The sequence below is a fragment of the Acrocarpospora phusangensis genome, from assembly GCF_016862995.1.
Lineage (GTDB): Bacteria > Actinomycetota > Actinomycetes > Streptosporangiales > Streptosporangiaceae > Acrocarpospora > Acrocarpospora phusangensis.
This window is the reverse complement of sequence record NZ_BOOA01000020.1, coordinates 78,349-103,084: the sequence shown is the minus strand read 5'-3', so window position 1 is coordinate 103,084 and position 24,736 is coordinate 78,349. Positions and strand designations below refer to the sequence as shown.

The following is a 24,736-nucleotide window of genomic DNA, read 5'->3' as shown; positions in this document are numbered from 1 at the left end:
GGGGGACGAACGGCGCGCTCGCGTCAGAGATGTGAGCGCGTCCACATCACACCGGGTAACCGAGGTGATCCGGCGCCGCCCGCCCGGCGCCGCCCCGCTAGGACCCCGACCCCTGAGGAACGTCAGCTTCGTCAGCTCCGTCAGTCCCACGGGTGAGCCGCTCGACCTCCGGGTCATCACCGGCGGCCACGCCCAGTAACGCCACCATCTGCTCCATCAGCAACCGTTCCAGCGTGGCCCGCTCCAGGTCCCGGTGCTCCAGCCAGTCGAGCCCCGCGGTCTCCACGGACGCGATCCAGGTGCGGAGCGTGATGCGTAACACCGGGCTCGGCTCGGTGATCCGCATCTGGTTCATGATCAATCTGAAGAGGCGCTGCCGGACCCCGTCGACGATCTCACCGATCTCGCCGGCGCGGTCGGCCGGGCCGCCACGGAGGAGCGCCGCGAACCCCGCGGCGTGCTCCTCGACGAAATCGAAATAGCGCCGCAGGCCGGCGGCCAGTTCATCGATGGGCCTGCCGCCCTCCTGCGGGCGGAGCCTGGCCTCCAGCTCGTCGGCCGCGCTGCGCAACGCCGCGACGTACAGCTCCTGTTTGCCGCCGAAGTAGTGGTAGACGAGGGCCCGGGACGCGCCGGCCGAGAGCGCGACGTCGTCGATCGAGACGTCTTCCGCGTCGTGCTTGCTGAACAGTTCCAGGGCGGCGGCGATGAGTTCCTCGCGGCGGCGGTCGACGCTCAGCCGCCGGCGTGCCGGCCGTTGCTCAGGCTGGTCTGACTTTTCAGAAATTTCCCGGTCATTGGCGTCAGGTTTGGCCGGCCGGGGAGTTGCACCCACACTGACGAGACTATCGGAGTCGCTACCTGACAGCGCGCGCCGAAGCGATCAAGATGGATTTACCCGTACCTTATCCGGGATTCGATCGTTCTGTCTGACAGGTGCACGTCCGCGCATCGTGGGGAGAACCATGTCAGGACCGTCAATGCAGACCACTGCCCGGCACGACATCGCGGTACCCGTACCGGATTCCGGACTCGCCGACGGGTTCAGCCCGCGGCCACGACCGACGATTCGTAACGTCGCCGAGCGCGCGGGCGTATCGAAGTCACTGGTCTCCCTGGTTCTGCGCGGGTCACCACATGTCAGCGAGCATCGCCGGGAGGCGGTCCTCCAAGCCGCCAGAGAGCTGGGGTACCGCCCGAACGCGGTGGCCCGCAGCCTGGTCGAGGGCCGTACCCATCTGGTCGGGGCGCTCGTCGCCGACCTGCACAACCCGTTCTACGCCGAGTTCCTGGACGGGCTCCAGGAGAGCCTGCACGGTGAGGGCCTGCGCCTGCTGATCGGCAGCGGACGCTGGGACCCGGCGTTCGAGGACGAGGCCGTCGAAGCCTTCCTGGAGCTGCGCGTCGACGGGTTAGTGCTGCTGGGCGTGGCGCCCTCCAGCGACACCCTGGCCGAGGCCGCCGCGTACACGCCGACCGTGGTGGTCGGCGAGCGTGACGTGGAGCTGGACAGCGTCGACATCGTCGTGGACGACGACCAGCTCGGCGCCCGGCTGGCCGTCGACCACCTGGTCGAGCTGGGCCACCGCAGGATCGCGCACATCGAGGGCACGCCGTCGTCGGCCGCCCGGTGCCGGTGCGAGGGGTACCTGGTGGCGATGCGCAGGCACGCGCTCGCGCCGTACATCATGGTCGAGCACGGCGACTTCACCGAGGAGGGCGGCCGCCGCGCGGCGCTGGCCCTGCTCAAGCGGGAGCCGCGGCCGACGGCGATCTTCGCGGCCAACGACGTGGTGGCGCTGGGCGTGCTCACCGCCGCCAGCGAGCTGGGCCTGCGGGTGCCGGAGGACCTGTCGGTGGTCGGCTACGACAACACCCACCTGGCCGCCGTCCACCACATCTCGCTGACCAGCGTCGACCAGCCGCGCCGCGCCATGGGCCGGTCGGCCGCCGCGCTGCTCAGCGACCGCATCTGCGAACCGGGCAAAACCTCCCGGCTGCGCCAGGTCACCCCCCAGCTGGTCGTACGGCACAGCACCGGCCCCGCGCCAAGCGACTCTCAAAGCGACCCCCAAAGCTAGGTCAACAGCGGCGGCGTCATGTCCGGGAAGGTGTTGACTCCCGTCATGACGCCGACGCATCGACCTGGGGGAATGTATGCGTGATCCGGAGTTGGTCTCCTGCGCCCAGCGCGCCGCGGCCGAGCTCGAACGGGCCTGGGGTCACTGGCGGGCCGCTCGCGGCCGTCCCGCGGACGTGAGCCTCGAATCGGTCGCCAGCTACGTGGCGCACTCGATCGACCATCCGTGGGGCCGCCCGCGCGTCGTGCTCGGCCTGGACGCCGAGGACGCCAGGGAACTGGCGGCACTCCTGCACCGTCAGGAGGCCGTGGAGCCCGCCTGGTAGTTTCAACGGCGGGTTTTCGCAGCATAACGGTCTGGTCACGTCCCGACTGCGCGTAGGTTGGGACGTCGACAGACCTCTGCGAAGGGAATCAACCGCGATGAGCCGTCGTCCGGTGATCGCCGCCGCCACTCTGGCCCTGTGCGGATTCGGCGCTGTGGCCTGCGGTGGCGCCGCAGGGGCGGGGACCAGCTCGGAAGCCGCCGCGCCGCTGCGGGTGAGCAAGGAGGGTCCCGCCCACACGGCGAGCGAGGCCGCCGCGCCCGCCAAACCGCTCACCGGCAAGGTGATCGTGATCGATCCCGGCCACAACGGCGGCAACTACAAGCACCCCGAGATCATCAACAAGCAGGTCAACGTGCTGACCAAGTGGAAGGCCTGCGACACCACGGGAACCGCCACCAACGACGGCTACAGCGAGGCCGCGTTCAACTGGGACGTGTCGCGACGGCTGACCAAGATCCTGCGGGCCCGGGGTGCGACAGTCAAGCTGACCAGGAGCAACAACACCGGCGTGGGGCCGTGCATAACGCAGCGGGCGGCGATCGGGAACGCGGCCAAGGCGGACGCGGCGATCTCCATTCACGCGGACGGCGCGGCGACGGGGAGCCACGGCTTCCATGTGATCATGCCGAAGAAGATCAACGGACCGGTGGATCCGGTGGTCGCGGAGTCCAGGCGGCTGGGGATCACCGTCAGGAACGCCATGCACAGCGGGACGGGGATGGCGTATTCCACGTACATCGGGTCCAAGGCGCTGGACTACCGGAGCGATCTGGGCGGGCTGAACCTGTCCGAGGTCCCGAAGATCTTCATCGAGTCGGGCAACATGCGCAACGCCGGGGACGCGGCGAAGCTCAAGAGCGCGGCCTGGCGGCAGAAGCTGGCGGAGTCGCTGGCGAAGGGGCTCCAGACCTACCTGAAGTGAGCCGGCGCGGTGACCGCGAACCTCGCGGCCGGGTCCACGGGACATGTCGTTCGAGATCGCTCAGCACGATCGAATCGGTAAACGCCGAAGAGCACCGCACAAGCGGGAGCGATTTGTCGTTTTTTGGCATGCTTTGCTCATGGACACGCTGCTCCCCCGCCCCCGTTCCACGGAAACGGTCCCCGGCGCCTTCTCGCTCGCCGCGGGCGCGCTCGTCGCCGGTCCCGCGGATCTCTCCGGTCCGGTACGGCTCGCGCTGGCCGTCCTCGACCTCGCCCGTACGGAGGACGGCACGGCCCCCGTCCGCGTCGTCCGGGACGCCGGCCTGGGCCCGGAGGCGTACGCCGTCACGGTCACCGAGGAGTCGGTGACGATCGCCGCGGGGGACGCGGCGGGCGCGTTCTACGCCGGGCAGACGCTGCGGCAGCTGCTGCCGGTGGACGCGTTCCGGGCCGCGCCGCTGCCGGGGACCGTCTGGGAGATCCCCTGTGGCCGGATCACGGACGCGCCGGCGCTGGCCTGGCGGGGTGTGCATCTGGACGTGTCCCGGCATTTCCTGCCGAAGCGTGAAGTCTTCCGGATGATCGACATCATGGCGGTGCACAAGCTCAACCGGCTGCACCTGCACCTCGTCGACGACCAGGGCTGGCGCGTGGAAAGTCCCTCTTTCCCACTGTTGCACGAAATTTCGTCACATCGGCCGAGGACGACGACCAGCTACTACAACGAGCCCCTCCAGTACGACGACATCCCCCACGGCGGCTTCTACACCCTCACCGACTTGACGGAAATTTCGGCATACGCGCGGGCGCGGGCGGTGACCGTGGTCCCGGAGATCGACGTGCCCGGCCACGCCTCCGCGATTCTCGCCGCCTACCCCCACCTCGGCTCCGACCCCGCCGAAGCCCACCACGTCGAGGACCGCTGGGGCATCTTCCCCGCCCTGCTCTCCCCGCTGCCGCCCACGGTCGACTTCCTCACCACGATCTTCGGCGAGGTCATGGACGCCCTGGGCGAGGTGCCGTACTTCCACATCGGCGGCGACGAGTGCGTGCTCGACGGCTGGGCGGCCGCCCCCGAGATCGTCGCCTACCAGCGGGACCTGGGCCTGGACAGGCCCGCCGACCTGCACGCCTGGTTCCTGCGCCACCTCGCCGACCGGCTGGCCGAGCGGGGCAGCCGGGCCGTGGTCTGGGACGAGGCGTTCGTCAGCGGCCGGCTGCGCCAGGACACGGTGATCATGCCCTGGCGCGGCATGAACGTGGCCAGGAGGGCTGCCGCCGCCGGGCACGACGTGGTGCTGACCCCGGTCTTCCCGCTCTACTTCGACTACGCCGAGGCCTCCGACAGCGCCGAGCCCCTGGCCATCGGCGACGCCACCACCCTCGCCGACGTCGCCGCCTTCGCGCCCGTCCCCGAGACGTGGACGCCGCAGGAGCGGGCCCAGGTGGTGGGCGCGCAGTTCCAGCTGTGGAGCGAGCGCATCCCGGACGGCCGTACGCTCGACTACCGGGCCTGGCCGCGCGGCTGCGCGGTGGCCGAGATCAGCTGGACCGGCGCCCCCGCCCATGACCTCCCGGCCCGGCTGCCCGCCCACCTGCGCCGCCTGGACGCGCTGGGCGTGGAGTACCGGCCGCTGGACGGACCGCGCCCGTGGCAGCGGGGCGGCGGCTGGCGGGCCCACCGCCCCGGGCGCGTCCCCGTGCACGACGTGATGCGCGGCCTGGAGGAGGCGACGGCCTCGGCCGACCACGTCCAGCCCACCGTCAGCTGAGCGACATCCCCGCGGGGAGTCCCGTGGCGGCGGCCTTGCCGTCGTGGTCCACGTGCACGTCGACGCGGGCCTCCCCGATCCGCAGCCCCCGTACGGACACGGCCCCGAGCGGAGCCCCGGACAGGGGCCGCAGGACCGCGCGCCCGCCGGGCACGTCGGGGTAGAGGCCGACCGCCGCGTGCGCGATGGTGACCGCGGCGGCGGCCGACCAGGCCTGCGGCCGGCACGCCGCCGGGTACGGCACCGGCCTGATCACGCTCGCCCGGTCGTCCCCGGCGAACAGTTCGGGCAGCCGGTAGCCGAACGTCTCGGCCGCGCTGAGCAGCCCGTCGGCCAGCAGCGCCGCCTGCTCCCCGTAGCCCTCCCTGGCCAGTCCCGCGATGACGATGGCCGTGTCGTGCGGCCAGATCGACCCGCAGTGGTAGGAGAGCGTGCTGAAGCCGCCGTCCTCCGCCGACATCGTGCGCAGTCCGAACCCGGCCGCCATGGCGGGCCCGGCGAGCAGCCGCGCGACCTGCGCCGTCTCCTCCTCCGACAGCAGGCCGGTGCCGAGCAGGTGGCCGATGTTGCTGGTCAGCGCGTCCACCGGCTGCTTGTCCCGGTCGAGGGCGAGGGCCGGGTAGCGGCCGTGGGGGCCGTCCACCCAGAACGCGGCGCGGAAGCGTTCGGCCAGCGCGGCGGCGTACTCGCGCCACTCGGCCGCGCCCGGGCGGCCGAACGCGTCGAGCAGCGCCGCTCCCTGCCTGGCCGCCCGGTAGGCGTACCCCTGGACCTCCACGAGGGCGATCGGCGCCTCGGCGGTGCCGCCGTGCCGGAACCGCACGGAGTCGCCGGAGTCCTTCCAGCCCTGGTTGGCCAGGCCCTGGCCGCTGGCGTCGATGTATTCGACGAATCCGTCGCCGTCCGGGTCGGCGTGGTCGCGCAGCCAGCCGAGGGCCCGCTCCAGGTGGGGCAGCAGCGCCGCCACCTCGGCCTCCGCGAGGCCCCACCGCCAGGCGTCGTGCAGCAGGCTGATCCAGAGCGGGGTGGCGTCGATGGTGCCGTAGTAGGCCGCCGGCAGCCGCACGTTGTGCGCGGGCTCCACGAACTCGTTCCTGCGCAGCTCGTGCAGGATCTTGCCGGGCGCCTCCCCGGTGGCCGGGTCGAGCCGCGTGCCCTGCCGCCGGGCCAGCGTGCGCAGCGTGCCCGCGGCCAGGCCGGTGCCCAGCGGCAGCATCATCGAGGCCGCCCACAGGCTGTCCCGCCCGAACAGCGTCAGGAACCAGGGCACGCCCGCGCCGAGGAATGTGTCCCCCGGCGTGGCCGTCTCGGTCAGCCGCAGCGAGGTGAGGTCGTCCAGGGCCTGGTCGAGCATCCGGGTCAGCCGCCGGTCCGCAGCGGTCACGCCCGGCACGCTCCACTCCAGCTCCCCGCGCGGCGCGGCCACCACCGCCTCCGGATCCTCCACCAGAACGTCCCAGTACAGAACGACCCGGCTGCGCGGCGCCAGCGTGACCTGCCACTCCAGCGACTCGCCCGCCACCGAGGCCCCCGCCCCGGTCGCGACCACCCGGATCCCTCCCGACTGCCACGTCACCTGCCCGGGCCCGGTACGGACTCCGTCCCCCGCCCGCCCCACCCCACCGGACTTCACCACGTCGATGGACGCGAAATCACACCCCAACGCCACACTCACCGTCGCCGTCACGGTCATCGACGCGGTGGACGCGATCTCCACCCGCTCACTCATCCCCGTCGGCGCGATCTCCCGCACCCGGTCGATCCGCACGGTCGGGTCCGGCGTACGGTCGCCGAGCCGGCGCGCCAGCGAGGTGAACCGACTGCGCCCCGCCCCCGCGGGGGCGTAACCGATCGCCTCCGGCTCGTGGCCGTCGACCAGCAGGACCGCCTGGGACAGCGCGCGGCTGTCGGCGTGGAAGAGCCCCTGCACCCCCGCCGGGCGGATCTGCCCGTCGGCGCCGCTGAGCGCGCTGGTGGGCGCCATGACCGTGCTGACCAGGTCGTGCAGCAACGGTTGCAGGCGCTGATCCCCATGATCGGCATGGTCGCCGTGCGGTTCCGGGTTGGCCGAGGCAAGCACAAGTAGTCCCTTTCGTTACCTCGCTCCGGCGCCCTGAGGTCTTGACAGACGGTCGCCGTAGGTGCAGATTGCGAAACAATTCCTTAACTTGAACGATCAAATCATGCCTTACTTCCATTTGAACGTTCAACCCCCCGAAAGGTGTGTTCATGGCAGATAAGGTGACGATCGCCGACGTTGCCCGGGTTGCCGGGGTGTCGCGGCAGACCGTTTCCAACGCGCTGAACACACCCGAAGTGGTCCGGCCGGAGACCCGCCAGCGGGTGCTGGAGGTGGTCGAGGAACTCGGGTACCGGGTCAACTTCGCGGCCCGCCAGATGCGCACCGGCAGGTCCAAGCTGATCGCCATCCGGATCGACCCGGCCGGCGACGGCGTCAACGGCTCGGTCTTCGACCGGTTCCTGCACGGGCTGACCGAGTCGGCCGCCGGCGCCGGCTACCGGCTCCTGCTGTACACGGCGGCCGACGACCAGAAGGAGATCGCCGCCTTCCAGGACCTGCTCGGCGCGTACGAACCGGATGGTTTCGTGCTCACCAGCACCCACCACAAGGACGCCCGCACCTCCTGGCTGTTAGAACGAGGGCTGCCGTTCGTCACCTTCGGCCGTCCGTGGAGCGAGCCGGCGGACGTGCACCCGTGGGTGGACGTGGACGGCTCCGCGGGCACCGAGGCCGCCACGGAGCACCTGCTGGCCGCCGGGCACCGCCGGATCGCCTTCATCGGCTGGCCGTCCGGCTCCGGAGTCGGCGACGACCGGCGGGAGGGATGGCGGCGGGCCCTCGCGGGGGCGGGTTTGGATCCGGCCGGCCTGAGCCGGGAGACCCCCGACGGCATCGCCGACGGCGAGGCGGCGGCCCGTGACCTGCTCACCGCCGACCCCGACATCACCGCCCTGGTCTGCGCCAGCGACTCGCTCGCGCTCGGCGCCCTGCACGTGGCCCGCTCGCCCAATCCGGCCTGGCACGCGGAGGCGTACCGGCGGATCGCCGTGACCGGCTTCGACGACACGCCGGTGGCCAAGGCGATCGGGCTGACCAGCGTGCACCAGCCCCTGACCGACGCCGCGGCCCGCTGCATGGACCTGCTCGGCCGCGCCCTCGACGGAACTCCGCCCGGCAACCTCCTGCTCCCGCCCTCCCTGGTCGTACGGCAGTCCGCCTGAAGCCAGCACAACCCGGAAAGATAAGGAACATCGCGATGAAGCGCAGCACCCTCCGGAAGGCGGTCGTCCTGTCCGCCGCCTCCGCCGCCCTGCTCTCGGCAGCCGCCTGCGGCAGCGGTTTCGAGGAGCCCAACGCCGCCCCCAGCCAGGCGCCGGCCTCCGCGGGCCCGGCCGACCTGCAGATCCTGATCGGTTCCTCCGGCGAGGCCGAGACCAAGGCGGTCAACGACGCCGCCGCCGCGTGGGCCACCAAGACCGGCAACAAGGCCACCGTGACCCCCGCCCAGGACCTGGCCCAGCAGCTCGGCCAGGCCTTCGCCGGCGACAGCCCGCCCGACGTGTTCTACGTGGACGCCTCCCGCTTCGCCGACTACGCCAGCGTCGGCGCGCTGGAGCCGTACGGCGACAAGATCTCCAATCCCACGGACTTCTACCAGAGCCTGCGCGACACCTTCACCTACGACGGCAAGTACTACTGCGCGCCCAAGGACTTCTCCACCCTCGCCCTGGTCATCAACTCCGACCTGTGGGCCAAGGCCGGGCTCGGCGACGCCGACGTGCCGACCACCTGGGAGCAGCTCACCACGGTCAGCGAGAAGCTGAAGGCCAAGGACATCACCCCGCTGGCGCTCGGCGACACCCGGGACCGGGTCGGCGCCTTCATGGTCGGCGCGGGCGGCTGGATCCTCAGCCCGGACGGCAAGACCGCCACCGCCGACACCCCCGAGAACCTGGCCGCGCTCACCTACGTCAAGAGCCTCATGCAGGACAAGCTCGCCCAGACGCCCAAGCAGCTGGACTCGGGCTGGGCCGGTGAGGCCTTCGGCAAGGGCAAGGCCGCCATGACCGTCGAAGGCAACTGGATCAAGGGCGCGCTCACCAACGACTTCCCCGACGTGAAGTACTCCGTGCACGAGATGCCGGCCGGGCCCAAGGGCAAGGGCACCCTCTCCTTCACCAACTGCTGGGGCATCTCCGCCAAGAGCAAGTACAAGGAGCAGGCCGTCAGCTTCGTCGAGGCGATGACCACCGTCGACCAGCAGATGGCGTTCGCCCAGGCGTTCGGTGTCATGCCGTCCCGCCAGTCGGCCAAGGACGCCTACACCGCGGCCTTCCCCGCCGACGCGCCCTTCGTGAACGGCGCCGACTACGCGCACGGCCCGGTCAACGCGCCCAAGATGGACAGCGTGCTGGCGGACTTCGACACCGGCATCCAGCAGCTCGGCTCGACCGAGCCGAAGGCCCTGCTGGAGCGGGTGCAGAAGAACACCACGGCAGCCCTCGGCAACTAACCCCACCCCCGGCCGGTACGGCATCCGCGGGCGGGTGCCGTACCGGGCGGGCTTGAAAGGAGGCCGTCGTGGCTGTTGCCGCGCGGCGCCGGGGTCTCTCCACCGCCGCCAGGGAGAACCTCGCGGGCTGGCTGTTCGTGGCGCCGGTGGTCGTCATCCTCGGGCTGTTCATGCTGCTGCCGATCCTGATGGCGCTCTGGGTGAGCCTCACCGACTGGAACGGGCAGGGCAGCCCGTTCCGGTCCACCGTGCCTTTCGTGGGCGCGGAGAACTACACCCGGCTGTTCACCGAGGACGGGCTGACCAGGCAGGACTTCATGACCAGCCTGCGCAACAACTTCTACTACGTGGTGATCGTGGTGCCGTGCCAGACGGTGCTGGCGCTCGGCCTGGCGCTGATCGTCAACAACCGGCTGCTGCGCGGCAAGTCATTCTTCCGGGCCGCGTTCTTCTTCCCCTCGGTCACCAGTTCGGTGGCGATCAGCGTGGTCTTCCTGTTCGTGTTCGCCAACTCGGGTGCGGTCAACAACCTGCTGGGCCTGTTCGGCGTGGACGGGCCGCAGTGGTTCTCCGACGCCCGCGGGCTCCTGCACCTGCTGCTGAACGGGCTCGGCCTGGTGGACATCGACGCTCCCCCGGCCGCGCTGCTGGAACCCGGGCCTTTCGGGCTCTCCTGGTGGGACTGGCTGTCGGGGCCTAGCGTGGCGATGAGCACGATCATCATGCTGGTGATCTGGACGACCTCCGGCACGTTCATGCTGATGTTCCTGGCCGCCCTCCAGGACATCCCGGTCACCCTCGAAGAGGCCGCCAAGCTCGACGGCGCCGGCCGCAAGGGCGTGTTCCGGTACGTGACGCTCCCCATGCTCAAGCCCACGCTCTTCCTGGTGCTCACCCTCGGCATGATCTCCACCTGGCAGATCTTCGACCAGGTCTACGTGATGAGCCAGGGCAACCCCGCCAAGACCACCCTCACTCCGGCGTTCCTCTCGTACCAGACGGCCTTCCGGAGCTTCGAGTACGGCTCCGGCACGGCGATCTCGTTCGTGCTGTTCGCCATCATCGTGGTGCTGACGCTGGTCCAGCGATGGATCATGCGGGATCGGAAGGTGTGAGGTGGCACGCGACACCACCGGTGGGCGCACGCTCGCCTCATCGTTCCTGGGCTACTGCGTCCTGATCTTCTTCGCGCTGGTCTTCCTCTACCCGTTCGTCATCCAGATCGGCAACTCGCTCAAGACCGAGCCCGACGCGGTGTCGAGCGCGCTGTCGCCCATTCCCGACCCGCTCTCCACGGCCGGGTACGAGCGGGTGTTCCTCGGCACGGACCTGCCGCTCTGGCTGGGCAACTCGGTGTTCGTGACGATCGTGGTCACCCTCGCCCGCCTTTTGCTCAACTCCATGGCCGGGTACGCGCTGGCCCGCCTCCGCTTCCGCGGCCGAGCCGGCCTGTTCGCGGCGGTTCTGGCCATCCTGGCGGTGCCCGGCGTGGTGCTGTTCATCCCGAAGTTCCTGGTGCTGAACCAGCTGGGCATCTACAACAGCTACACGGCGCTGATCCTGCCGGTGATCGTGGACGCGGGCGGCGTCTTCATCATGAAGCAGTTCTTCGAGTCCATCCCGGTCAGCGTCGAGGAAGCCGCCCGGATCGACGGCGCCGGGGTGTTCCGGACCTTCTGGTCGGTCGTGCTCCCGATGGCGCGGCCCGCGCTGATCACCCTGACGATCATCTCGTTCCAGGCCACGTGGAACGAGTTCCCGCACAGCCTGGTGGCGGTCCAGGACCCCGCCCTGTTCACCCTGCCCCGAGGACTCGCGGACCTGGTCTCGGGCTCCCTCGGCGTGGGCACCCAGTACCCGCTCAAACTGGGCGCGGCCGTCCTGGCCACGATCCCCGTGGCCGTGATCTTCGTCGTCTTCCAGCGCTACTTCGTGCGAGGGGCCAACGAGGGCTCGGACAAGGGGTGATCTAGTCGGCGACGCGCCCGATGACCTGGGTGATCGACGTGTACCCGTGCCGGCGCAGGCGGCGGGAGAGGCGGCGGTTGATCCGGGACGGCCACAGCGGCCCCCCGTAGATGAACCCGGTGTAACCCTGGACCAGGGTGGCGCCGGCCAGGAGGCGTTCCCAGACGTCGTCCACGCTCTCCACGCCGCCGACCGAGACGAGCGTGAGCCGGTCCCCCACCTTGGCGTGCAGCCGCCGGAGCACCTCCAGCGAACGCTCCTTCAACGGCCGCCCCGACAGTCCGCCCTGCTCCGTCGAGGAGACGTTCTTCCGGCTGATCGTGGTGTTGGTGGCGATGATCCCGGCGAGCTGGAGTTCGACGGCGAGCTGCGCCACCTCGTCCACGTCCTCGTCGGCCAGGTCAGGCGCGATCTTCACCAGCAGGGGCGTACGGCCCGCGACGTCTTTGACCTGGGTGAGCAGCGGCCGCAGCAGCTCGACGGCCTGAAGGTTGCGCAGGCCCGGCGTGTTCGGCGAGCTGACGTTGACCACCAGGTAGTCGGCGAGCGGGGCCAACTGCCGGGCGCTGGCGACATAGTCGAGCGCGGCCTCGTCCTCGGGCACGACCTTGGTCTTGCCGATGTTGACGCCGACCACGACCGGCAGGCTGCGCGGCTTCTTCAGCCGTTTCGCCGCCTTCGCCGCGCCCTCGTTGTTGAAGCCCATCCGGTTGATGATCGCCCGCTCGGGGACCAGCCGGAACAGGCGGGGGCGCGCGTTGCCGGGCTGGGCGTGCGCGGTGATCGTGCCGACCTCGACGTGGCCGAAGCCCAGCGCGGCCAGCGGTTCGACGCATTGGGCGTTCTTGTCGAACCCGGCGGCGAGCCCGAAAGGCCCCGGAAAGTGCACGCCGAAGGCCTGCACACGGAGGGCCTCGTCACGCGGGGCCAGCCAGCCGTGGAGGATCCGCTTCCCGATCGGCAGCAGCGCCAGGATCCGGAGCAGCCGGATCGTCAGATGATGAACCGTCTCGGCGTCGAAACGGCTCAGGACTCGCGTGAGCAGGATTCGGTACATCACCGTTCAGGGTATCGCCCCGCTCCACGACGGTGAGAAAACGATCGAACTCCAGGAGCGTGAGCAGGCGCACGACCGGCCTGGACGGGTAGAGCACGGTGAGTCGCCCGCGCATGCGCGCGGCCGCCCAGACGAGGGTCCGGGCCCCGGCGCAGTCGATGAAGGCGATCCGCGCGAGATCGAGGTAGAGATGGCTCCGCTCGAAGCGGGAGACCGGCCGGCCGAAAACACCCGCGTCGCGGATCGTGCGGCGCAATGCCGGAGCGCCGAGAAAATCGAGATCCCCGATCAAAGTCAGCCTGACCACCCGCTCAGCGCGCGTGATCAGGATCTCCACGGCCCTGTTCCCCGAGGAGTTCCGCGGCCAGATCGGCCACCTTGCGCCTGCTGTCCCTGGCCTGTTTGCGCAGGCCGGTGAAGGCCTGGGTGGCGGTGAGATCATGTTTGCCCATCAGGTAGCCGACGGCGCGTTCGATGACGACGCGGTAGTCCAGCGCGTACTGGAGTTGATCGGCGAGCTGGGACTTCTCCTCGGCCTCGATGGCCGCGGCCAGCACCTGCTCGATCACGTGCGCGTACGCGTGCAGCGCCTCGGTGTCGGACTCCTCCCATTCGTGGGTGGTGTCCTGGTAGACGTTGAGCGTGCCCACCGGCACGCCGCCCAGCCGGACCGGCACCCCCGCGACCGCCCGCACGTCCGGGTGCAGCAACTCCGCCAGGTCCGGCCAGCGGCTGTCCTTCCTGACATCCGTCGAGGTCACCGCGGTGTTGTCCCGGTACGCCTCGACACAGGGACCCGTGCCGACCGCCGCCTGCGCGTGTTCCAGGCTGCGCCCGGGCTCATCGGTCGAGAACAGGTACCGCAGAGTGCGATCCTGCTCCGCGAACATCAGACCGGCTCCCGAGTACCCGAAGATCCGGTCCACAGCTTGGACGATTCGCTCCAAGTGGTACACGATCCCGGTCGCCGGAGCGGCCTGCTGCAACCGTCGCAGACTCGCGACCAGTGCTGCTGGATCGATACGGGTCATTCTCGTTCCTCTCATCACCCTCACCTCAGCGCCGGCGCGGTAATGGAGAGACAGCGTCGAGGTCATCTCACCTGCCCGAATTCGGGCATGTCAGTCCTGTCTGCCGTACATGGGGAAAACTGGGACTCAACGCCGGGCACGAGCACCTCCATGACGAAGTAGCCCGCGGACACACGGCGGAATCACTGATCGCCAAGCGTAGTGGGCAGTCTTGATCACGACCAGCCCAACCCCAGATCCGATCTGAACCCGCGGGGTCGGAAATTCGTTACCTGGGCATGTGCCACCGACTCGCCGTCGTGCTGACCCTGCTCGCAGGCTTCCTCGTGGTCTCCCCGGGTACGGCGTACGCGTGCTCCTGCGCGCCCACGAAACCCAAGGTCCGGATGGACGACTCACACGCCGTGTTCAGCGGCGTCGTCACCGAGCATGAGACCCTGGGTGAGCCGTTCGCCAGCGTCGCGGTGTTCACGATGCGCGTCGACTCGGTCTACAAGGGTGATCTCACCGCGACCACTCAGGTGAAGTCGTCCGAGCATTCGTCGTCCTGCGGGGCCGAACTGGCGGTGGGCACCCGTTATCTGATCTTCGCGCGCACGGGGGACGAGTTCTTCGGCCGGGACGTGCCTGACGCGGAGTCCGTGCCCCTGTCCACGACGCTGTGCTCCGGCAACCGCGCGGTGACCGGCTCAGGACCCCTGACCACCGAAAACGTCCAGCCGGACATCTTCGGCACTCCCGCCACCGACCTCATCCCGGTTCTCGGCACTCCCAGGCTCATCCAGACGCCCACCCCTCCCCAGCCGACCACGACCACCACGGCCGCCCAGGAGACCGGCGCCGCCTCCCCCTGGTGGCTGATCACCCTGCTCCCCGTCGCCGCCCTCCTGGCCTACGTCCTATTCCGCCGAAAGCAGACCTGACCAACCGATACTTACAATGCATCTGCTCACGGGGGCGGGGACGTCCCCCACCGCGCGCGCAGCACATCTCGAAACGTCGATCAGTTTCATGCCGTTTCGCCACCCTCTGGGCGCTTTTGGCGTCGCGACGGCAAGAAGTCGCAACCTGCGTTAACGGCGCTGGGAGAACGGCGAGAACCAGCGTCGAGTTGCTCTCAGCTGGGTGAGACGTCCAGGCCGAATGCGGTGGCTATCGTGATCGCCTGGGTGATGTCGATCTTGGCGCCCTTGAGGACGGCGGAGCGTGGGTCGAGGGACGACAGGTCGCTGCCGCGTAGGTCGGCGTCGGTGAAGTCGGTCTGCCGGAGGGCCGCGCCGGACAGGTCGACTCGGTGGAAAGTGGAACGCGCGCAGATGGCGTCGGTGAGGTCGGCTTCGCGGAGCCGTACGCCATCGAAGTGGGCGCCGGTGAGGTCGGCGCGGAACAGGCTGACGAAGGACCAGTCGCCGCCTTCGACCTTGAGGAGCGGGAAGGTGCAGCCGTCGAAGGTGCTGCCGACCAGTTTGCAGCCGGTGAAGGTGGCGTCGAAGAACGAACTGCGGACGAAGGTGCAGTTGAGGAACGCCGACTCGGTGTGGGCGGAGACGTTGAAGCGCACGCCGCGGAAGGTGCACTCGGAGAAGACCGCCCGGCTGCTGGTCGCCTCGGTCATGTCCACATCGACGAACTCGACCCGGTGATGCTCCTGCCCGGACAGGTCGTCTCCGTCCCAGCTCACCGACCGGATCGTCGTATCCGCCTGCGGCGGCATGCCCTTGGGCTTTCGTTCGACCACGCCCGCCACCCTACGCACGCCGACTGACATTTCCCGGGCGGTGGGTGCGGCGTGCCTGCCTGGACGCGGTTCGACCCATTCGCTTACCTGTACCGCCCGGACTTCTCCTCGCCGACCCGGTGACCTTGTCGGCGGGGGACCACTGCCTCGGTTTTCTCGTCGCTGAATGGCCCTGGATGTCCTGACCGCATCAATGCGTCCATGGAGACCCACGTGATACGTCCGGCGACCTGATGGGGGGCTCCGGTGACCGAACTGATCCTGACCGACGAGGAGCGCGAGCGACTCACCCGGTGGTCCGACGACGACGAGTCGCCCGCGCGGGCGATGCGAGCGGAGATCATCCTGCGCTGCGCCTCGCCCCACGCCGCGACCGAGCGGATCGCCGCCGACCTCGGCATCTCCTCGATGACCGTCGGCAAATGGCGTACCCGATTCCTCAGGAACCGCCTGGACGGCCTGACCGAGGGCGGCCGTCCCGGTCGCCCCAAAATCGACATAGACCTGACCGACCAGGAACGCGCCCAGCTCAGCGAGTGGGCAACCGTCGACGACGATCCCTACGAAGGGCTCCCCCTCCGGTCGACGATCATCCTGGCCTGCGCCTCGGGCAAGACCAACGAGGAGGTCGCCGCCGACCTGAACGTGCACGCGGACACGGTCTCCAAGTGGCGCAACCGCTTCGTACGCCACCGCCTGGACGGCCTCCTCAGCAGCCAGCGCCGCGGCCGGCCCACGACCATCACCCCCGAACAGATCGAACAGGTCGTCAGGGCCACCCTCCTGGAGTCCCCCGGGAGCGCCACCCGCTGGTCCCGCGCCACCATGGCCCGCCACAGCGGACTCTCGAAGTCCTCGATCGGCCGAATCTGGCGAACCTTCGAACTCCGCCCCCACCTACAAGAACCACCCGACGACCGCTGACCGCCAGCCCCGGAACGAAACCGTCCGGGGCCTTCGCAGGTTTCTTACTGGTTGAGTTCCATGACCTGGTCGGTCTGGCTGGAGGTCGACTCCACGACGCGGCCCATGGCCATCGGGCGGTTGGCCACCGAGTAGAAGGTGTTCTCGTTGGCGCCCCACCAGTAGCCGGTGGCACGGTTGTTCACGACCTGGATGAAGATCCAGCCGCGGCCGGCGCCGTTGTACTCCTCGTCGTCGCCGGCCGAGCCGAAGACGGGGACCGAACGGGTGTCGGGGTAGGACAGGTACGGCGAGCCGGGCTGGGCGGTCTCCGCGGCGCCGTGCGGGTTGCTGGTGCTGTCGACCACCCGCACGGCCCACTCGGTGGTGTCGGGGTCGCCGTCGCGGTCGTACTGGTGCTTGTCCTGGACGATCATGACGTGGCCGGTGGCCTCGCCGCTGCCGCCGCTGCCGCCGTCGTTGTACTTGATGGCGATGATGTCGCCCCGGCGCAGGATGCTGACGCTCCCGATCCGGGCGAAGTGGTCCGACACCGACGCGGTCTTGATCGTGTTGTAGTAGTCCGCGGCGAACGGGCTGGTGCTGCCGAAGGACGTCTGGAAGTAGCTGGGCGTGGCCCAGGAGAAGGTGTGCTTGAACACCTCGGTCACGAACGAGGCGCACCGGCTCCGGTTGCGGTAGCTGGTGGGCGTCCCGTTGGTGCCCCAGGTGAGCAGCGGGGTCGAGTTGGAGTAGGTGTTGTAGGTCTCCTGGGACGGCCAGGCGATCGAGTTGAGGTTGCTGACGAGTTCGTCCGCCTCGACGTAGTGCGTGTCGGGGTAGGTGTAGGACGCCGCGTTTGCCGGTGCAGCAGACAGGGCGGCCGCTGCAACGGTGGAGAGACCGGCGATGAGTGCTTTGCGAAGCATGGCGCGTTGGTCCTTCGGTTTCGGTGCCCCGGCGTTCGTACCGCGGGCATGGTTGTATGCGATGCGCCGAGGATCGCAGCCACGACCACCTCCGAGCCGCCACAAAGTCCACGGTCCGACTGTGCGCTTTTTCACTGACATATCCGGATATATCGGTTTACCGGAAGGAACCATGGCCAACATCGGGTCTGTCTGATTTATTGATCTAGTACGACGTCACATGTGCCGAATGGGGGCGACATCATGACAGAACCGACTTCCGGCAAGCGCTGGCTCTTGGTGAATTACCTGCTGTTCGGGGTGTTCCTCGTCTGGATTGTCCTGAGCTTCGTCATCGTGGGCGAGCCGCTGACCGGAGCGTCGTGGTACATGCCGGTGAGCTTCGCGCTGGCCGGCGCATTGGCCGCGGCTCAGTTCTATGTCCGACGGCAGTTCCGGATGGCACGCGAGGACGCCGAGAGGTCTGCTCCGCATCCGCGCGGTGAGTAGCGGTTCATTGATCCGTGAACCTGAAGAAGCTGAGCGCGCCACCCTCCCGGCCTGTAGGCCAAGGAACGTGGCGCGCTCAGGAGCCGAGACGCTCGGAATCAGGACGGTCGGACCCGGTTGCCGGCATCTATCGGCGCTGCGGGCCGTCTCCGGCTATCTGGGCTTCGGGCAGGGACGTGCCGACTGCTCGAACCGGGGCGGACAGTCCCGGGGCGGCGGCGGATCGTCCTCCGGGTCGGGGACCGGAGGAGGCGGCATCGGCTGAGGCACCACGCACCGGATGCTCCACGGCCTGCCGTTCTCGCTCGAACCCCCCTCGGGGATGCCCTGGCCCCACCGTACGTCCGGACGACCGGGCTGCCCGTTCGGTGCCGTACACGGACCCCAGCCGTCCTGCACCGACGGCACCATGGACGCCAGCCACGCCAGCTGCGGCCCCGACAACTCCATCAGCGCGGCGGCGGCCGTACAGTCGAGACCGAAGGAGTGCACACCCACCTGGACGATGCGGTTGCCGTCCTGGTTGACCGTGAGCGCCGTGCCGCTGTCCCCGTAGCACGTGGTGTGCGCGGACCCGCCCGCGCCGATCATCAACCGTGAGATCCACCAGTCCGGGCCGTACCAGGGGTTGTAGATGTCGTCCATCGCGTCGTCGCTGCGGATCGGCGTGTCGATCGCGCGCAGGGTGCCGAATTCTGTGGGGTCGGAATCGGGACTGGGCAGGCCGAAGCCGGCCAGCGTCGCCTCCACGCCCGGCTGGTAGTTCCCCGGCCGCCACGGCGAACCCACCTGCGGCACGTACGGGACACCCGCCGTCGCCCACGCCGGAACGCTGAGAACCGCCAGATCGTAGCCCGGGCTGTCCTCAACGTAGCCGGGCATCGTCGAGTACACCTGGGTGGGGACCGTGACGCCGTTACTGAAAGTGGCCTGCGGAGGGACGGTTCGCCCGGCGACGCAGTGCTGCGCGGTGAGCACCTTGGTCGGGGAGATGAGCGAGGCCGAGCAGCCGTCGAGTCTCACCAGGTAGGGGTAGTCGGCCCAGTCGGCGACCGTGCCCCCAACGATCTGCTGATCCGGATCCGGGTCCGCGTGGGCCGGAAGCGGCGCGGTCAGCACCACCGAGCCGGCGGTCGCGGCCGCGACCGCCAGCCGGATCCATCGTCGTAAGAGAGGATTCACGTATCCTTCGGCGTTCCTCACCGTTCCACGCGTTCCAACGCCAACGTTCCACCCGGTGCCACCCAGCTTTCACCACGACTTTCATCACGACTTTTCATCACGACGCCCTGCCCACGGTCGAGCCCCTGCCGACTCACATCCTGACCGAACCGCGCCGACCCATTTCCTCGACCCATGCGACGACCCCACGGCGTGAGTGAAAATGACGCGCGGCTGAAACGATTAACCTTGTCCGTACGTCTGGTACCTGCGCAAACGCGTCTATATACCCGGATCAACAAATCGGAGGGCTTCTCAGGGCAAGGAGTCGTGCTCGGTGGGAGAACGTGCGGCTCGGTTTCCAGGGGTGGGCGCATTCCCGGATTGATGGGTGAGGTTTATTTCGGTTGGCCCAATTCAGGGGATTGGGTGCCATGCCTGACAGTGAGCCGGGTTCGTACGCGCTCATCGTCGGGGCGGACACGTACGCGGACGGGGCACTGGGGCGGCTGCGGTCGCCCACGCACGACGGCAGGGAGCTTACCGAGGTCCTGGCGAATCCGGAGATCGGTGGATTCGCCACCCAGCAGCTGTTCAATCGCCCCGCGCACGAAGTCGCCGAGGAGATCGAAGGATTCTTCGCCGACCGGAAGCGTGACGACCTCCTGGTGCTGCACCTTTCCTGCCATGGGGTCAAGGACGAATCCGGCCGGCTGTACTTCGCCATGCCGACCACCAAACTCGACCGGCTCGCGGCCACCGGCCTGTCCGCCGCGTTCGTGAACGAGCAGATCGACCGCAGCAGATCGCAGAAGATCGTTCTGCTGCTGGACTGTTGTTACAGTGCTTGAAGGAACAGCTTGCTGCCCGAACTCTTTCCCCGGCGTGTTCGCTCCCCGCTTCCTGCCTTCTCTGCTGGATCGTCCAGGCTGATCCCTCACCCCCAAGGGCGTCCCCTTCCCTCTCCCTCCTGCTCCCCTCACCCTGCACGCCTACGTCGTGCTGTCCATCCTGATCGGAGCGCGGACCGAAGAGTTACGAGCATTGGCCTGGTCCCATGTGGACATGGATGGCCGTCCAGACGACGGCATACCGCCTTCCATCATGGTCTGGCGCTCTGTGGGGGACGGCGGGGACACCAAGACTAGGAAGTCTCTCGAACGCTGGCGATGCCACTGCGCTGTGTGGACGCACTGCGAGAGCACCATGTCCGGCAGGTCGTGGCTCGCGAGAAGGCAGGCGAGAGCTGGCAGGAAAACGACCTTGTGTTCTGCACCCATACCGGCCGGCCGCTAGACGTGAACAACGTGGAAAGGGACCTCGGCGTCATCTTCGACAAGGCCGGACTCAACGGAAGGGAGTGGACGCCCCGGGAGCTGCGACACACCTTAGTCTCACTCCTGTCCGACTCGGGAATGCCCTTGGAGAACATCGCTCGCCTTGTCGGGCACAACGGGACAGCCGTTACGGAGCTGGTCTACCGGCACCAAATCCGGCCAGTCATTGAGGAGGGCGCGAAAGCGATGGACCTCATCTTCCCGAGGACACCCAAGAAGGCTTAGTCACGCAGGTAGACACGCAGCAACAAGAAACGCCCGTTCCAATGAACTTGGATCGGGCGTTTTTGCTGGTCACAAAGGTGGTCAGGGGCGGGGTCGAACCGCCGACCTACCGCTTTTCAGGCGGTCGCTCGTACCAACTGAGCTACCTGACCTCGACGACTGGCGTCGGGAGCGGTCCTGACGGGACTTGAACCCGCGACCTCCACCTTGACAGGGTGGCGAGCACTCCAAACTGCTCTACAGGACCTCTATGTCCGGAAGTTTGCGCTTCCGTGTTGTTCGGCTTGCCTAGCTTACCAGTTCTCAGGAGGTCTTCGACCTTCCTTTTTCCCTGGTAAACCAGTGCCCCCAACGGGATTCGAACCCGTGCCGCCGCCTTGAAAGGGCGGTGTCCTAGGCCGCTAGACGATGGGGGCTCAGGAGCCTGTCCCCGGGGGGATCGTCCCTGTTCCGTGCCGTCTTCCGTCGGAGACCTCTGAAGCATAGGGGACGTGAGCCCTTGATGCCAAAGCGATCGGCGACGGCGTGCCACTGATCGTTCCCGATGGCGACGGGACGTTCCCTGGCTCTGGGAAAATTGTACGACCTGGGTTGGCCTCGATATGACGTTCGCACTGGATCCACTGCTCCCCCAGCCCCCCGACGGTGATGTCGTCCCAGGCCTGGAGCCGATGAGTGTCCTTGCTGAAGTACAGAACTGAGGCCTGGTGGGGAGTCGGCTCGTCGTGTTCGAGCCCCCGGAGGCCGGCCGCGCCGGTGGATCCCTGGATGAGCACCCGGGTTCCGGTGGAGAGCATCTCGGTAGCGCGGGCGTGGGTGTGTCCCGCGAGGACGAGCGAGACCGCGCCGCTGAACCCGCGCCCCACAGTGGGGTCGTGTACGGCAACGATGTCGGCGGGAATGGTGTCGGGCGCGGAGGTGGAGGTGCTTCGTGGCCATTCCGGGGGCGACAGCCGTACGGCGTGGGAACGGCCCAGGTTGGCCAGAGAGACGGGATCCGAGTCGACCGGTACGGATTTGTCGGGCGTGAAGCGGGGGTCCCCCACGCCGTAGATGCGCAGGCCCTTCACCTCCGCGGAGGTTCCGTCGAGAACGATGGCGTTCTTCTGCTTCGCCACGGCTTCTTCGGTTTCGCGCGAGTCGTGGTTGCCGCGAACGAACACGTACGGCACGCCCAGGCGGCCGATCTCCTCGACGAAACCGTTCTCGGCGCTGGTGCCGTGGTCGCTGATGTCCCCCGTGTCGATGATCATGTTGACCTTGAACTGCTCCTTGAGGGAGCGGATCACATTCCACGAGACCGGGTTGATGTGCAGGTCGGAGACGTGCAGAACCCGAATGGTGTCGGGATCGGGTTCATAGATCGGCAGGGTTGACCCCGCTTCGTAGAGTTGTGAGACATTCGTCACGAGTTTGGCCAGCTGGCCGCGGTACTCAGAAAATTTGGTGACGATCGATCGGGCGTTTCCCACCAAAGACGGGACACCTGTCAGCAAACCCGTATATCTCGGCTCGGAGATTGAGCGCGGGTTGAGGGTGAGGGCCGAGACTGCGCCGAGGATGACCACCGCGACCAGCGCGATTCCGCTGGTCCAGGCGGCCATGGTGAGCCGGCGGAAGACGACGAGACCGGTGAGGAATCCGGCCAGAATCGCACAGACCACCGCTCGGATGATCAGGTCGCGGAGACCCTGGAGCAGGTCGGCCTCGATGGTCTGGGGTAGGCGGTCAGCCCATCTGGGATTTTCCAGGATCTGCTGGGCCACATCCGGATGGACCGCCTCGATGCTGATGCCCAGCCGTACCGGACCGCTGTGGCTGTCGAATCGGAGGGTGCCAAGAGGGCGTACGTCGATCACGGTTTCGCCGCCCCAGGCCGGACGCAGGGTCATGCCGATGTCGGCCGGCCCCACGGCGGTCTGGGTGGTCGCGCCGAAGGACAGCCCGAGCCAGGCGCCGGCCAGGGCAACCAGGACGATCGCCACAATCCGCGCCGTCCGGCCCCGAACAAGGCGGCGAGCGATATTGGTGAGCTCCACGTTCTTCATGTCTACCCGAAATCCGGAGCCAAGTAGATTTGACACTGTGATCGAGGTCTCGCGGAACAGATTCGAGGAGCTCGTGTCCGAAGCATTGGACACGATCCCGCCGGAACTCGCGAAGGTGATGGACAACATCGTCGTCGTGGTCGTTGACGATCCGCCAGAACAGGGGCTTCTCGGCCTCTATACCGGCATTCCGCTGACCGAGCGCGGCGACTGGTACTCCGGCGTGCTGCCCGATCGCATCGAGATCTACCGGAATCCGACCCTGGAGATCTGCGAGACCGAGGACGATGTGATCGAAGAGGTGCAGATCACCGTCGTGCACGAGATCGCCCACCACTTCGGCATCGACGACGAGCGGCTGCACGAACTCGGATGGTAGTCGCGGGGTTGCAATTCGCGAGCGCGGTAGGCACTGTAGGTGACATACTGAACACGGTCTGTCAGGTGCAGTCCTGTAAGCTCAGCGGAGAGAAATGGCGGCCACCAAGCCCGACCGGCTACCGGGTCGGCACCGCCGTCCACCCGAACGCCAGGCAACCTACGGCGAAGTCCTCGCGATCGGAGAATTCCGGGCGCTGTGGCTTGGGCAGGGCATGTCGCTCCTCGGCGACCAGCTCGCCCAGGTCGCCCTCGCCGTGCTCGTGTACACGCGCACGCAGTCGCCGCTCGCGACCGCGGCCGTCTACGCGCTGACCTACCTGCCGCCGATCATCGGCGGCCCGCTGCTCGCGGGACTGGCCGACCGGTTCCCCCGCCGCCGCGTCATGCTCCTCTGCGACCTGATCCGCGCGGGCCTCGTCGCGATCATGGCGGTCCCGGGCGTGCCGTTCCCGGTGCTCTGCACGCTGGTCTTCTTAATCGTCCTGCTCAGCGCGCCCTTCTCGGCCGCGCGGGCGGCCCTGCTGCCCGAGATCCTGGAAGGCGATCGGTACGTCATAGGGTCCGCCCTGCAGAACATGACGAACCAGGCGGTCCAGATGCTGGGCTTCGCCGCCGGCGGCGCGGTGATCGCCGGGCTGGGGCCGTACCGGGCGCTGGCGCTGGACTGCGCCACGTTCCTGGGCTCCGCCCTGATCCTGCTCGCCGGGGTACGGCGCCGCCCCGCGCCCGCCCTCGCGGACGGAAACCTGCCGTCGATGTGGACCATGACCCGGGCCGGCGCCCGGATGGTCTTCGGCGACCGCCGTCTGCGGACCTTGGTGCTGTTCGCCTGGTTGTGCGGCTTCTACGTACTCCCGGAGGGGATCGCGGTGCCGTACGCGGCGGAGCTGGACGACGGGCGGTTACCCGTGCCCGTGATCGGCGGGCTGTTGATGGCGGCGATGCCGACGGGGACCGTGCTTGGAGCGTTCCTCTTCAGCAGATTCGTCACGCCTTCGGGACGTCTGCGTGCGATGGGCTGGATGTCGATGCTGACATGCGCGCCGCTGATCCTGTGCGCGATGCGGCCGCCGCTGGAGATCGTGCTGGTTCTCTGGGTTCTGTCAGGCGTCGGCGGGGCGTACCAGCTTGCGGCTAATGCCGCGTTCGTTCAGTGTGTGCCGCCGGAGCGGCGGGGGCAGGCGTTCGGGCTGGTGCAGTCAGGGCTGCTGGCCGCTCAGGGCGTCGGCATCCTGATCGGGGGCGCGCTCGCCCAGGAACTCGGCCCCGAGCCGGTGGTCGCGCTGGCCGGAGCGGCCGGTCTGTCCGTCGCGGCCGTGCTGGCCATGACCTGGACCGAGTCCCGTACGGAGATCATCGCCAAGGTTCGGGCAGCTTAGAGCTTGTCGTCCGCCTTGGGCGCAGTGGGCTGGTTGTAGGGGTGGTGGGCGTAGGGGTCCTGGGGCTCCTGGGGGAAGGACGGCTGGCCCTGCTTGTGCGTGGCCTTCGCCCAGCCCTCCCGAGCCTTGGCCTGCGCGTCCAGCCAGACCGGATTGTCCTTGTTCTTCTCGATCAGGTTCTGCACGATCGAGGCGTCCTTGTACTCGTCCGGGATGATCAGCCACGCCACCGCGTAGATGCCGACACCCAGGCCGCCGAAGAGCGACGCGATGGCGAGGCCGACCCGCAGAATGTTGGGGTCGATCCCGACGTAGTGTCCGACACCGGAGCAAACCCCGGCGACCATCTTGCCGTCCTTGCGACGGCGGAGCTGCTTGACCGAACCGTTGGTCGTCATCTCGTTCATGGCTCCAGACTGCCCTCTATGACGGGATTCGCACATCGGGATT

General features: G+C 68.4%; 25 protein-coding genes and 3 tRNA genes. 15 read left to right on the top strand and 13 right to left on the bottom strand.

Going from position 1 to position 24,736, the window contains the following annotated elements; all coding sequences use genetic code 11:
* Positions 1–97: 97 nt before the first annotated feature.
* Positions 98–835 (bottom strand): TetR/AcrR family transcriptional regulator, encoded by a 738-nt coding sequence (locus Aph01nite_RS14615; protein ID WP_239161693.1) that lies wholly within the window; start codon positions 833–835, stop codon positions 98–100.
* Between the two features lie 130 nt (positions 836–965).
* Between Aph01nite_RS14615 and Aph01nite_RS14610 the strand changes: the two genes are divergently transcribed.
* From Aph01nite_RS14610 to Aph01nite_RS14595, 4 genes are all read left to right on the top strand, one after another.
* Complete coding sequence (locus tag Aph01nite_RS14610; protein WP_204041397.1) at positions 966–2,081, top strand: LacI family DNA-binding transcriptional regulator; 1,116 nt, start codon at positions 966–968, stop codon at positions 2,079–2,081.
* 76 nt (positions 2,082–2,157) lie between these two features.
* The gene (locus tag Aph01nite_RS14605; protein WP_204041396.1) at positions 2,158–2,406 is read left to right on the top strand and encodes a hypothetical protein; all 249 of its coding nucleotides are present in this window, start codon (positions 2,158–2,160) and stop codon (positions 2,404–2,406) included.
* Between the two features lie 97 nt (positions 2,407–2,503).
* Positions 2,504–3,331 (top strand): N-acetylmuramoyl-L-alanine amidase, encoded by an 828-nt coding sequence (locus Aph01nite_RS14600; protein WP_204041395.1) that lies wholly within the window; start codon positions 2,504–2,506, stop codon positions 3,329–3,331.
* 139 nt (positions 3,332–3,470) lie between these two features.
* Entirely contained in the window at positions 3,471–5,105 is a 1,635-nt protein-coding gene (locus tag Aph01nite_RS14595; protein ID WP_204041394.1) for a beta-N-acetylhexosaminidase, read from the top strand.
* Here Aph01nite_RS14595 and Aph01nite_RS14590 read toward each other — a convergent pair.
* A complete protein-coding gene (locus Aph01nite_RS14590) occupies positions 5,098–7,185 on the bottom strand; it encodes an amylo-alpha-1,6-glucosidase (RefSeq protein WP_239161692.1) in 2,088 nt (695 codons plus the stop codon). The genes Aph01nite_RS14595 and Aph01nite_RS14590 overlap by 8 nt on opposite strands.
* A 149-nt stretch (positions 7,186–7,334) precedes the next feature.
* On the opposite strand from Aph01nite_RS14590, the gene Aph01nite_RS14585 reads away from it, so the two are divergent.
* From Aph01nite_RS14585 to Aph01nite_RS14570, 4 genes are all read left to right on the top strand, one after another.
* A complete protein-coding gene (locus Aph01nite_RS14585; RefSeq protein ID WP_204041393.1) occupies positions 7,335–8,348 on the top strand; it encodes a LacI family DNA-binding transcriptional regulator in 1,014 nt (337 codons plus the stop codon).
* A 35-nt stretch (positions 8,349–8,383) separates the two neighbouring features.
* Positions 8,384–9,640, top strand: a complete 1,257-nt coding sequence (locus Aph01nite_RS14580; protein WP_204041392.1) for an extracellular solute-binding protein — start codon at positions 8,384–8,386, stop codon at positions 9,638–9,640.
* Between the two features lie 68 nt (positions 9,641–9,708).
* A complete protein-coding gene (locus tag Aph01nite_RS14575) occupies positions 9,709–10,755 on the top strand; it encodes a carbohydrate ABC transporter permease (RefSeq protein ID WP_239161691.1) in 1,047 nt (348 codons plus the stop codon).
* 1 nt (position 10,756) lies between these two features.
* Positions 10,757–11,608 carry a carbohydrate ABC transporter permease gene (locus tag Aph01nite_RS14570; RefSeq protein ID WP_239161690.1) on the top strand — a complete coding sequence of 284 codons (852 nt, stop codon included), beginning with the start codon at positions 10,757–10,759 and terminating at the stop codon, positions 11,606–11,608.
* A 1-nt stretch (position 11,609) separates the two neighbouring features.
* Here Aph01nite_RS14570 and Aph01nite_RS14565 read toward each other — a convergent pair whose 3' ends face one another.
* Genes Aph01nite_RS14565 through Aph01nite_RS14560 form a run of 3 tightly spaced genes read right to left on the bottom strand, consistent with a single transcriptional unit; the run spans position 11,610 to position 13,696 of the window.
* Positions 11,610–12,638, bottom strand: coding sequence for a quinone-dependent dihydroorotate dehydrogenase (locus Aph01nite_RS14565; RefSeq protein WP_307836778.1), 1,029 nt, complete (start codon positions 12,636–12,638; stop codon positions 11,610–11,612).
* Positions 12,526–13,002: an STAS domain-containing protein gene (locus Aph01nite_RS41420; RefSeq protein ID WP_239161689.1), complete on the bottom strand. Its 477-nt coding sequence runs from the start codon at positions 13,000–13,002 to the stop codon at positions 12,526–12,528. Before Aph01nite_RS41420 ends, Aph01nite_RS14565 begins: the two co-directional genes overlap by 113 nt.
* Positions 12,977–13,696: a GAF and ANTAR domain-containing protein gene (locus tag Aph01nite_RS14560; RefSeq protein WP_204041390.1), complete on the bottom strand. Its 720-nt coding sequence runs from the start codon at positions 13,694–13,696 to the stop codon at positions 12,977–12,979. Before Aph01nite_RS14560 ends, Aph01nite_RS41420 begins: the two co-directional genes overlap by 26 nt.
* Positions 13,697–13,974: 278 nt before the next feature.
* Here Aph01nite_RS14560 and Aph01nite_RS14555 point away from each other — a divergent pair, with 278 nt between their 5' ends.
* Positions 13,975–14,619 carry a hypothetical protein gene (locus Aph01nite_RS14555; RefSeq protein WP_204041389.1) on the top strand — a complete coding sequence of 215 codons (645 nt, stop codon included), beginning with the start codon at positions 13,975–13,977 and terminating at the stop codon, positions 14,617–14,619.
* 194 nt (positions 14,620–14,813) lie between these two features.
* Here Aph01nite_RS14555 and Aph01nite_RS14550 read toward each other — a convergent pair whose 3' ends face one another.
* The gene (locus tag Aph01nite_RS14550; RefSeq protein ID WP_239161688.1) at positions 14,814–15,434 is read right to left on the bottom strand and encodes a pentapeptide repeat-containing protein; all 621 of its coding nucleotides are present in this window, start codon (positions 15,432–15,434) and stop codon (positions 14,814–14,816) included.
* Positions 15,435–15,680: 246 nt separating this feature from the next.
* Between Aph01nite_RS14550 and Aph01nite_RS14545 the strand changes: the two genes are divergently transcribed.
* A complete protein-coding gene (locus Aph01nite_RS14545; protein ID WP_204041388.1) occupies positions 15,681–16,358 on the top strand; it encodes a helix-turn-helix domain-containing protein in 678 nt (225 codons plus the stop codon).
* Positions 16,359–16,402: 44 nt separating this feature from the next.
* Here Aph01nite_RS14545 and Aph01nite_RS14540 read toward each other — a convergent pair whose 3' ends face one another.
* The gene (locus Aph01nite_RS14540; RefSeq protein WP_204041387.1) at positions 16,403–17,266 is read right to left on the bottom strand and encodes a hypothetical protein; all 864 of its coding nucleotides are present in this window, start codon (positions 17,264–17,266) and stop codon (positions 16,403–16,405) included.
* Between the two features lie 243 nt (positions 17,267–17,509).
* On the opposite strand from Aph01nite_RS14540, the gene Aph01nite_RS14535 reads away from it, so the two are divergent.
* Complete coding sequence (locus Aph01nite_RS14535) at positions 17,510–17,755, top strand: hypothetical protein (protein ID WP_204041386.1); 246 nt, start codon at positions 17,510–17,512, stop codon at positions 17,753–17,755.
* Positions 17,756–17,908: 153 nt separating this feature from the next.
* On the opposite strand, the gene Aph01nite_RS14530 is transcribed toward Aph01nite_RS14535, so the two are convergent.
* Positions 17,909–18,937 (bottom strand): S1 family peptidase, encoded by a 1,029-nt coding sequence (locus Aph01nite_RS14530; protein WP_204041385.1) that lies wholly within the window; start codon positions 18,935–18,937, stop codon positions 17,909–17,911.
* A gap of 413 nt (positions 18,938–19,350) precedes the next feature.
* Between Aph01nite_RS14530 and Aph01nite_RS14525 the strand changes: the two genes are divergently transcribed.
* Both Aph01nite_RS14525 and Aph01nite_RS14520 read left to right on the top strand, forming a co-directional pair.
* On the top strand, positions 19,351–19,767 hold the full coding sequence (locus Aph01nite_RS14525) for a caspase family protein (protein WP_204041384.1): 417 nt from the start codon (positions 19,351–19,353) through the stop codon (positions 19,765–19,767).
* A 318-nt stretch (positions 19,768–20,085) separates the two neighbouring features.
* Positions 20,086–20,478 (top strand): tyrosine-type recombinase/integrase, encoded by a 393-nt coding sequence (locus tag Aph01nite_RS14520; RefSeq protein WP_204041383.1) that lies wholly within the window; start codon positions 20,086–20,088, stop codon positions 20,476–20,478.
* A 78-nt stretch (positions 20,479–20,556) separates the two neighbouring features.
* Here the strand turns inward: Aph01nite_RS14520 and Aph01nite_RS14515 are convergent.
* The 4 genes from Aph01nite_RS14515 to Aph01nite_RS14500 all read right to left on the bottom strand — a co-directional run bounded on the left by Aph01nite_RS14515 (position 20,557) and on the right by Aph01nite_RS14500 (position 22,652).
* Positions 20,557–20,630, bottom strand: a tRNA-Phe gene (locus Aph01nite_RS14515).
* A 20-nt stretch (positions 20,631–20,650) separates the two neighbouring features.
* Positions 20,651–20,725 (bottom strand) — tRNA-Asp (locus tag Aph01nite_RS14510).
* 96 nt (positions 20,726–20,821) lie between these two features.
* Positions 20,822–20,894, bottom strand: a tRNA-Glu gene (locus tag Aph01nite_RS14505).
* Positions 20,895–22,652 (bottom strand): metallophosphoesterase family protein, encoded by a 1,758-nt coding sequence (locus Aph01nite_RS14500; RefSeq protein WP_239161686.1) that lies wholly within the window; start codon positions 22,650–22,652, stop codon positions 20,895–20,897.
* Here Aph01nite_RS14500 and Aph01nite_RS14495 point away from each other — a divergent pair.
* Positions 22,564–22,905 carry a metallopeptidase family protein gene (locus Aph01nite_RS14495; RefSeq protein ID WP_204041382.1) on the top strand — a complete coding sequence of 114 codons (342 nt, stop codon included), beginning with the start codon at positions 22,564–22,566 and terminating at the stop codon, positions 22,903–22,905. The two genes, Aph01nite_RS14500 and Aph01nite_RS14495, sit on opposite strands and share 89 nt — an antisense overlap.
* Positions 22,906–22,999: 94 nt before the next feature.
* Positions 23,000–24,286 carry an MFS transporter gene (locus tag Aph01nite_RS14490; RefSeq protein ID WP_204041381.1) on the top strand — a complete coding sequence of 429 codons (1,287 nt, stop codon included), beginning with the start codon at positions 23,000–23,002 and terminating at the stop codon, positions 24,284–24,286.
* Here the strand turns inward: Aph01nite_RS14490 and Aph01nite_RS14485 are convergent.
* Entirely contained in the window at positions 24,283–24,693 is a 411-nt protein-coding gene (locus tag Aph01nite_RS14485; RefSeq protein WP_204041380.1) for a PspC domain-containing protein, read from the bottom strand. The two genes, Aph01nite_RS14490 and Aph01nite_RS14485, sit on opposite strands and share 4 nt — an antisense overlap.
* Between the last annotated feature and the right edge of the window lie 43 nt (positions 24,694–24,736).

Bases quoted from the DNA above. Each gene is read 5' to 3' on its own strand.
- Aph01nite_RS14610 (WP_204041397.1), top strand. From the start codon at position 966: ATGTCAGGACCGTCAATGCAGACCACTGCCCGGCACGACATCGCGGTA.
- Aph01nite_RS14605 (WP_204041396.1), top strand. From the start codon at position 2,158: ATGCGTGATCCGGAGTTGGTCTCCTGCGCCCAGCGCGCCGCGGCCGAG.
- Aph01nite_RS14600 (WP_204041395.1), top strand. From the start codon at position 2,504: ATGAGCCGTCGTCCGGTGATCGCCGCCGCCACTCTGGCCCTGTGCGGA.
- Aph01nite_RS14595 (WP_204041394.1), top strand. From the start codon at position 3,471: ATGGACACGCTGCTCCCCCGCCCCCGTTCCACGGAAACGGTCCCCGGC.
- Aph01nite_RS14585 (WP_204041393.1), top strand. From the start codon at position 7,335: ATGGCAGATAAGGTGACGATCGCCGACGTTGCCCGGGTTGCCGGGGTG.
- Aph01nite_RS14580 (WP_204041392.1), top strand. From the start codon at position 8,384: ATGAAGCGCAGCACCCTCCGGAAGGCGGTCGTCCTGTCCGCCGCCTCC.
- Aph01nite_RS14560 (WP_204041390.1), bottom strand. From the start codon at position 13,696: ATGACCCGTATCGATCCAGCAGCACTGGTCGCGAGTCTGCGACGGTTG.
- Aph01nite_RS14555 (WP_204041389.1), top strand. From the start codon at position 13,975: ATGTGCCACCGACTCGCCGTCGTGCTGACCCTGCTCGCAGGCTTCCTC.
- Aph01nite_RS14540 (WP_204041387.1), bottom strand. From the start codon at position 17,266: ATGCTTCGCAAAGCACTCATCGCCGGTCTCTCCACCGTTGCAGCGGCC.
- Aph01nite_RS14535 (WP_204041386.1), top strand. From the start codon at position 17,510: ATGACAGAACCGACTTCCGGCAAGCGCTGGCTCTTGGTGAATTACCTG.
- Aph01nite_RS14525 (WP_204041384.1), top strand. From the start codon at position 19,351: ATGCCTGACAGTGAGCCGGGTTCGTACGCGCTCATCGTCGGGGCGGAC.
- Aph01nite_RS14520 (WP_204041383.1), top strand. From the start codon at position 20,086: ATGCCACTGCGCTGTGTGGACGCACTGCGAGAGCACCATGTCCGGCAG.
- Aph01nite_RS14490 (WP_204041381.1), top strand. From the start codon at position 23,000: ATGGCGGCCACCAAGCCCGACCGGCTACCGGGTCGGCACCGCCGTCCA.
- Aph01nite_RS14485 (WP_204041380.1), bottom strand. From the start codon at position 24,693: ATGAACGAGATGACGACCAACGGTTCGGTCAAGCAGCTCCGCCGTCGC.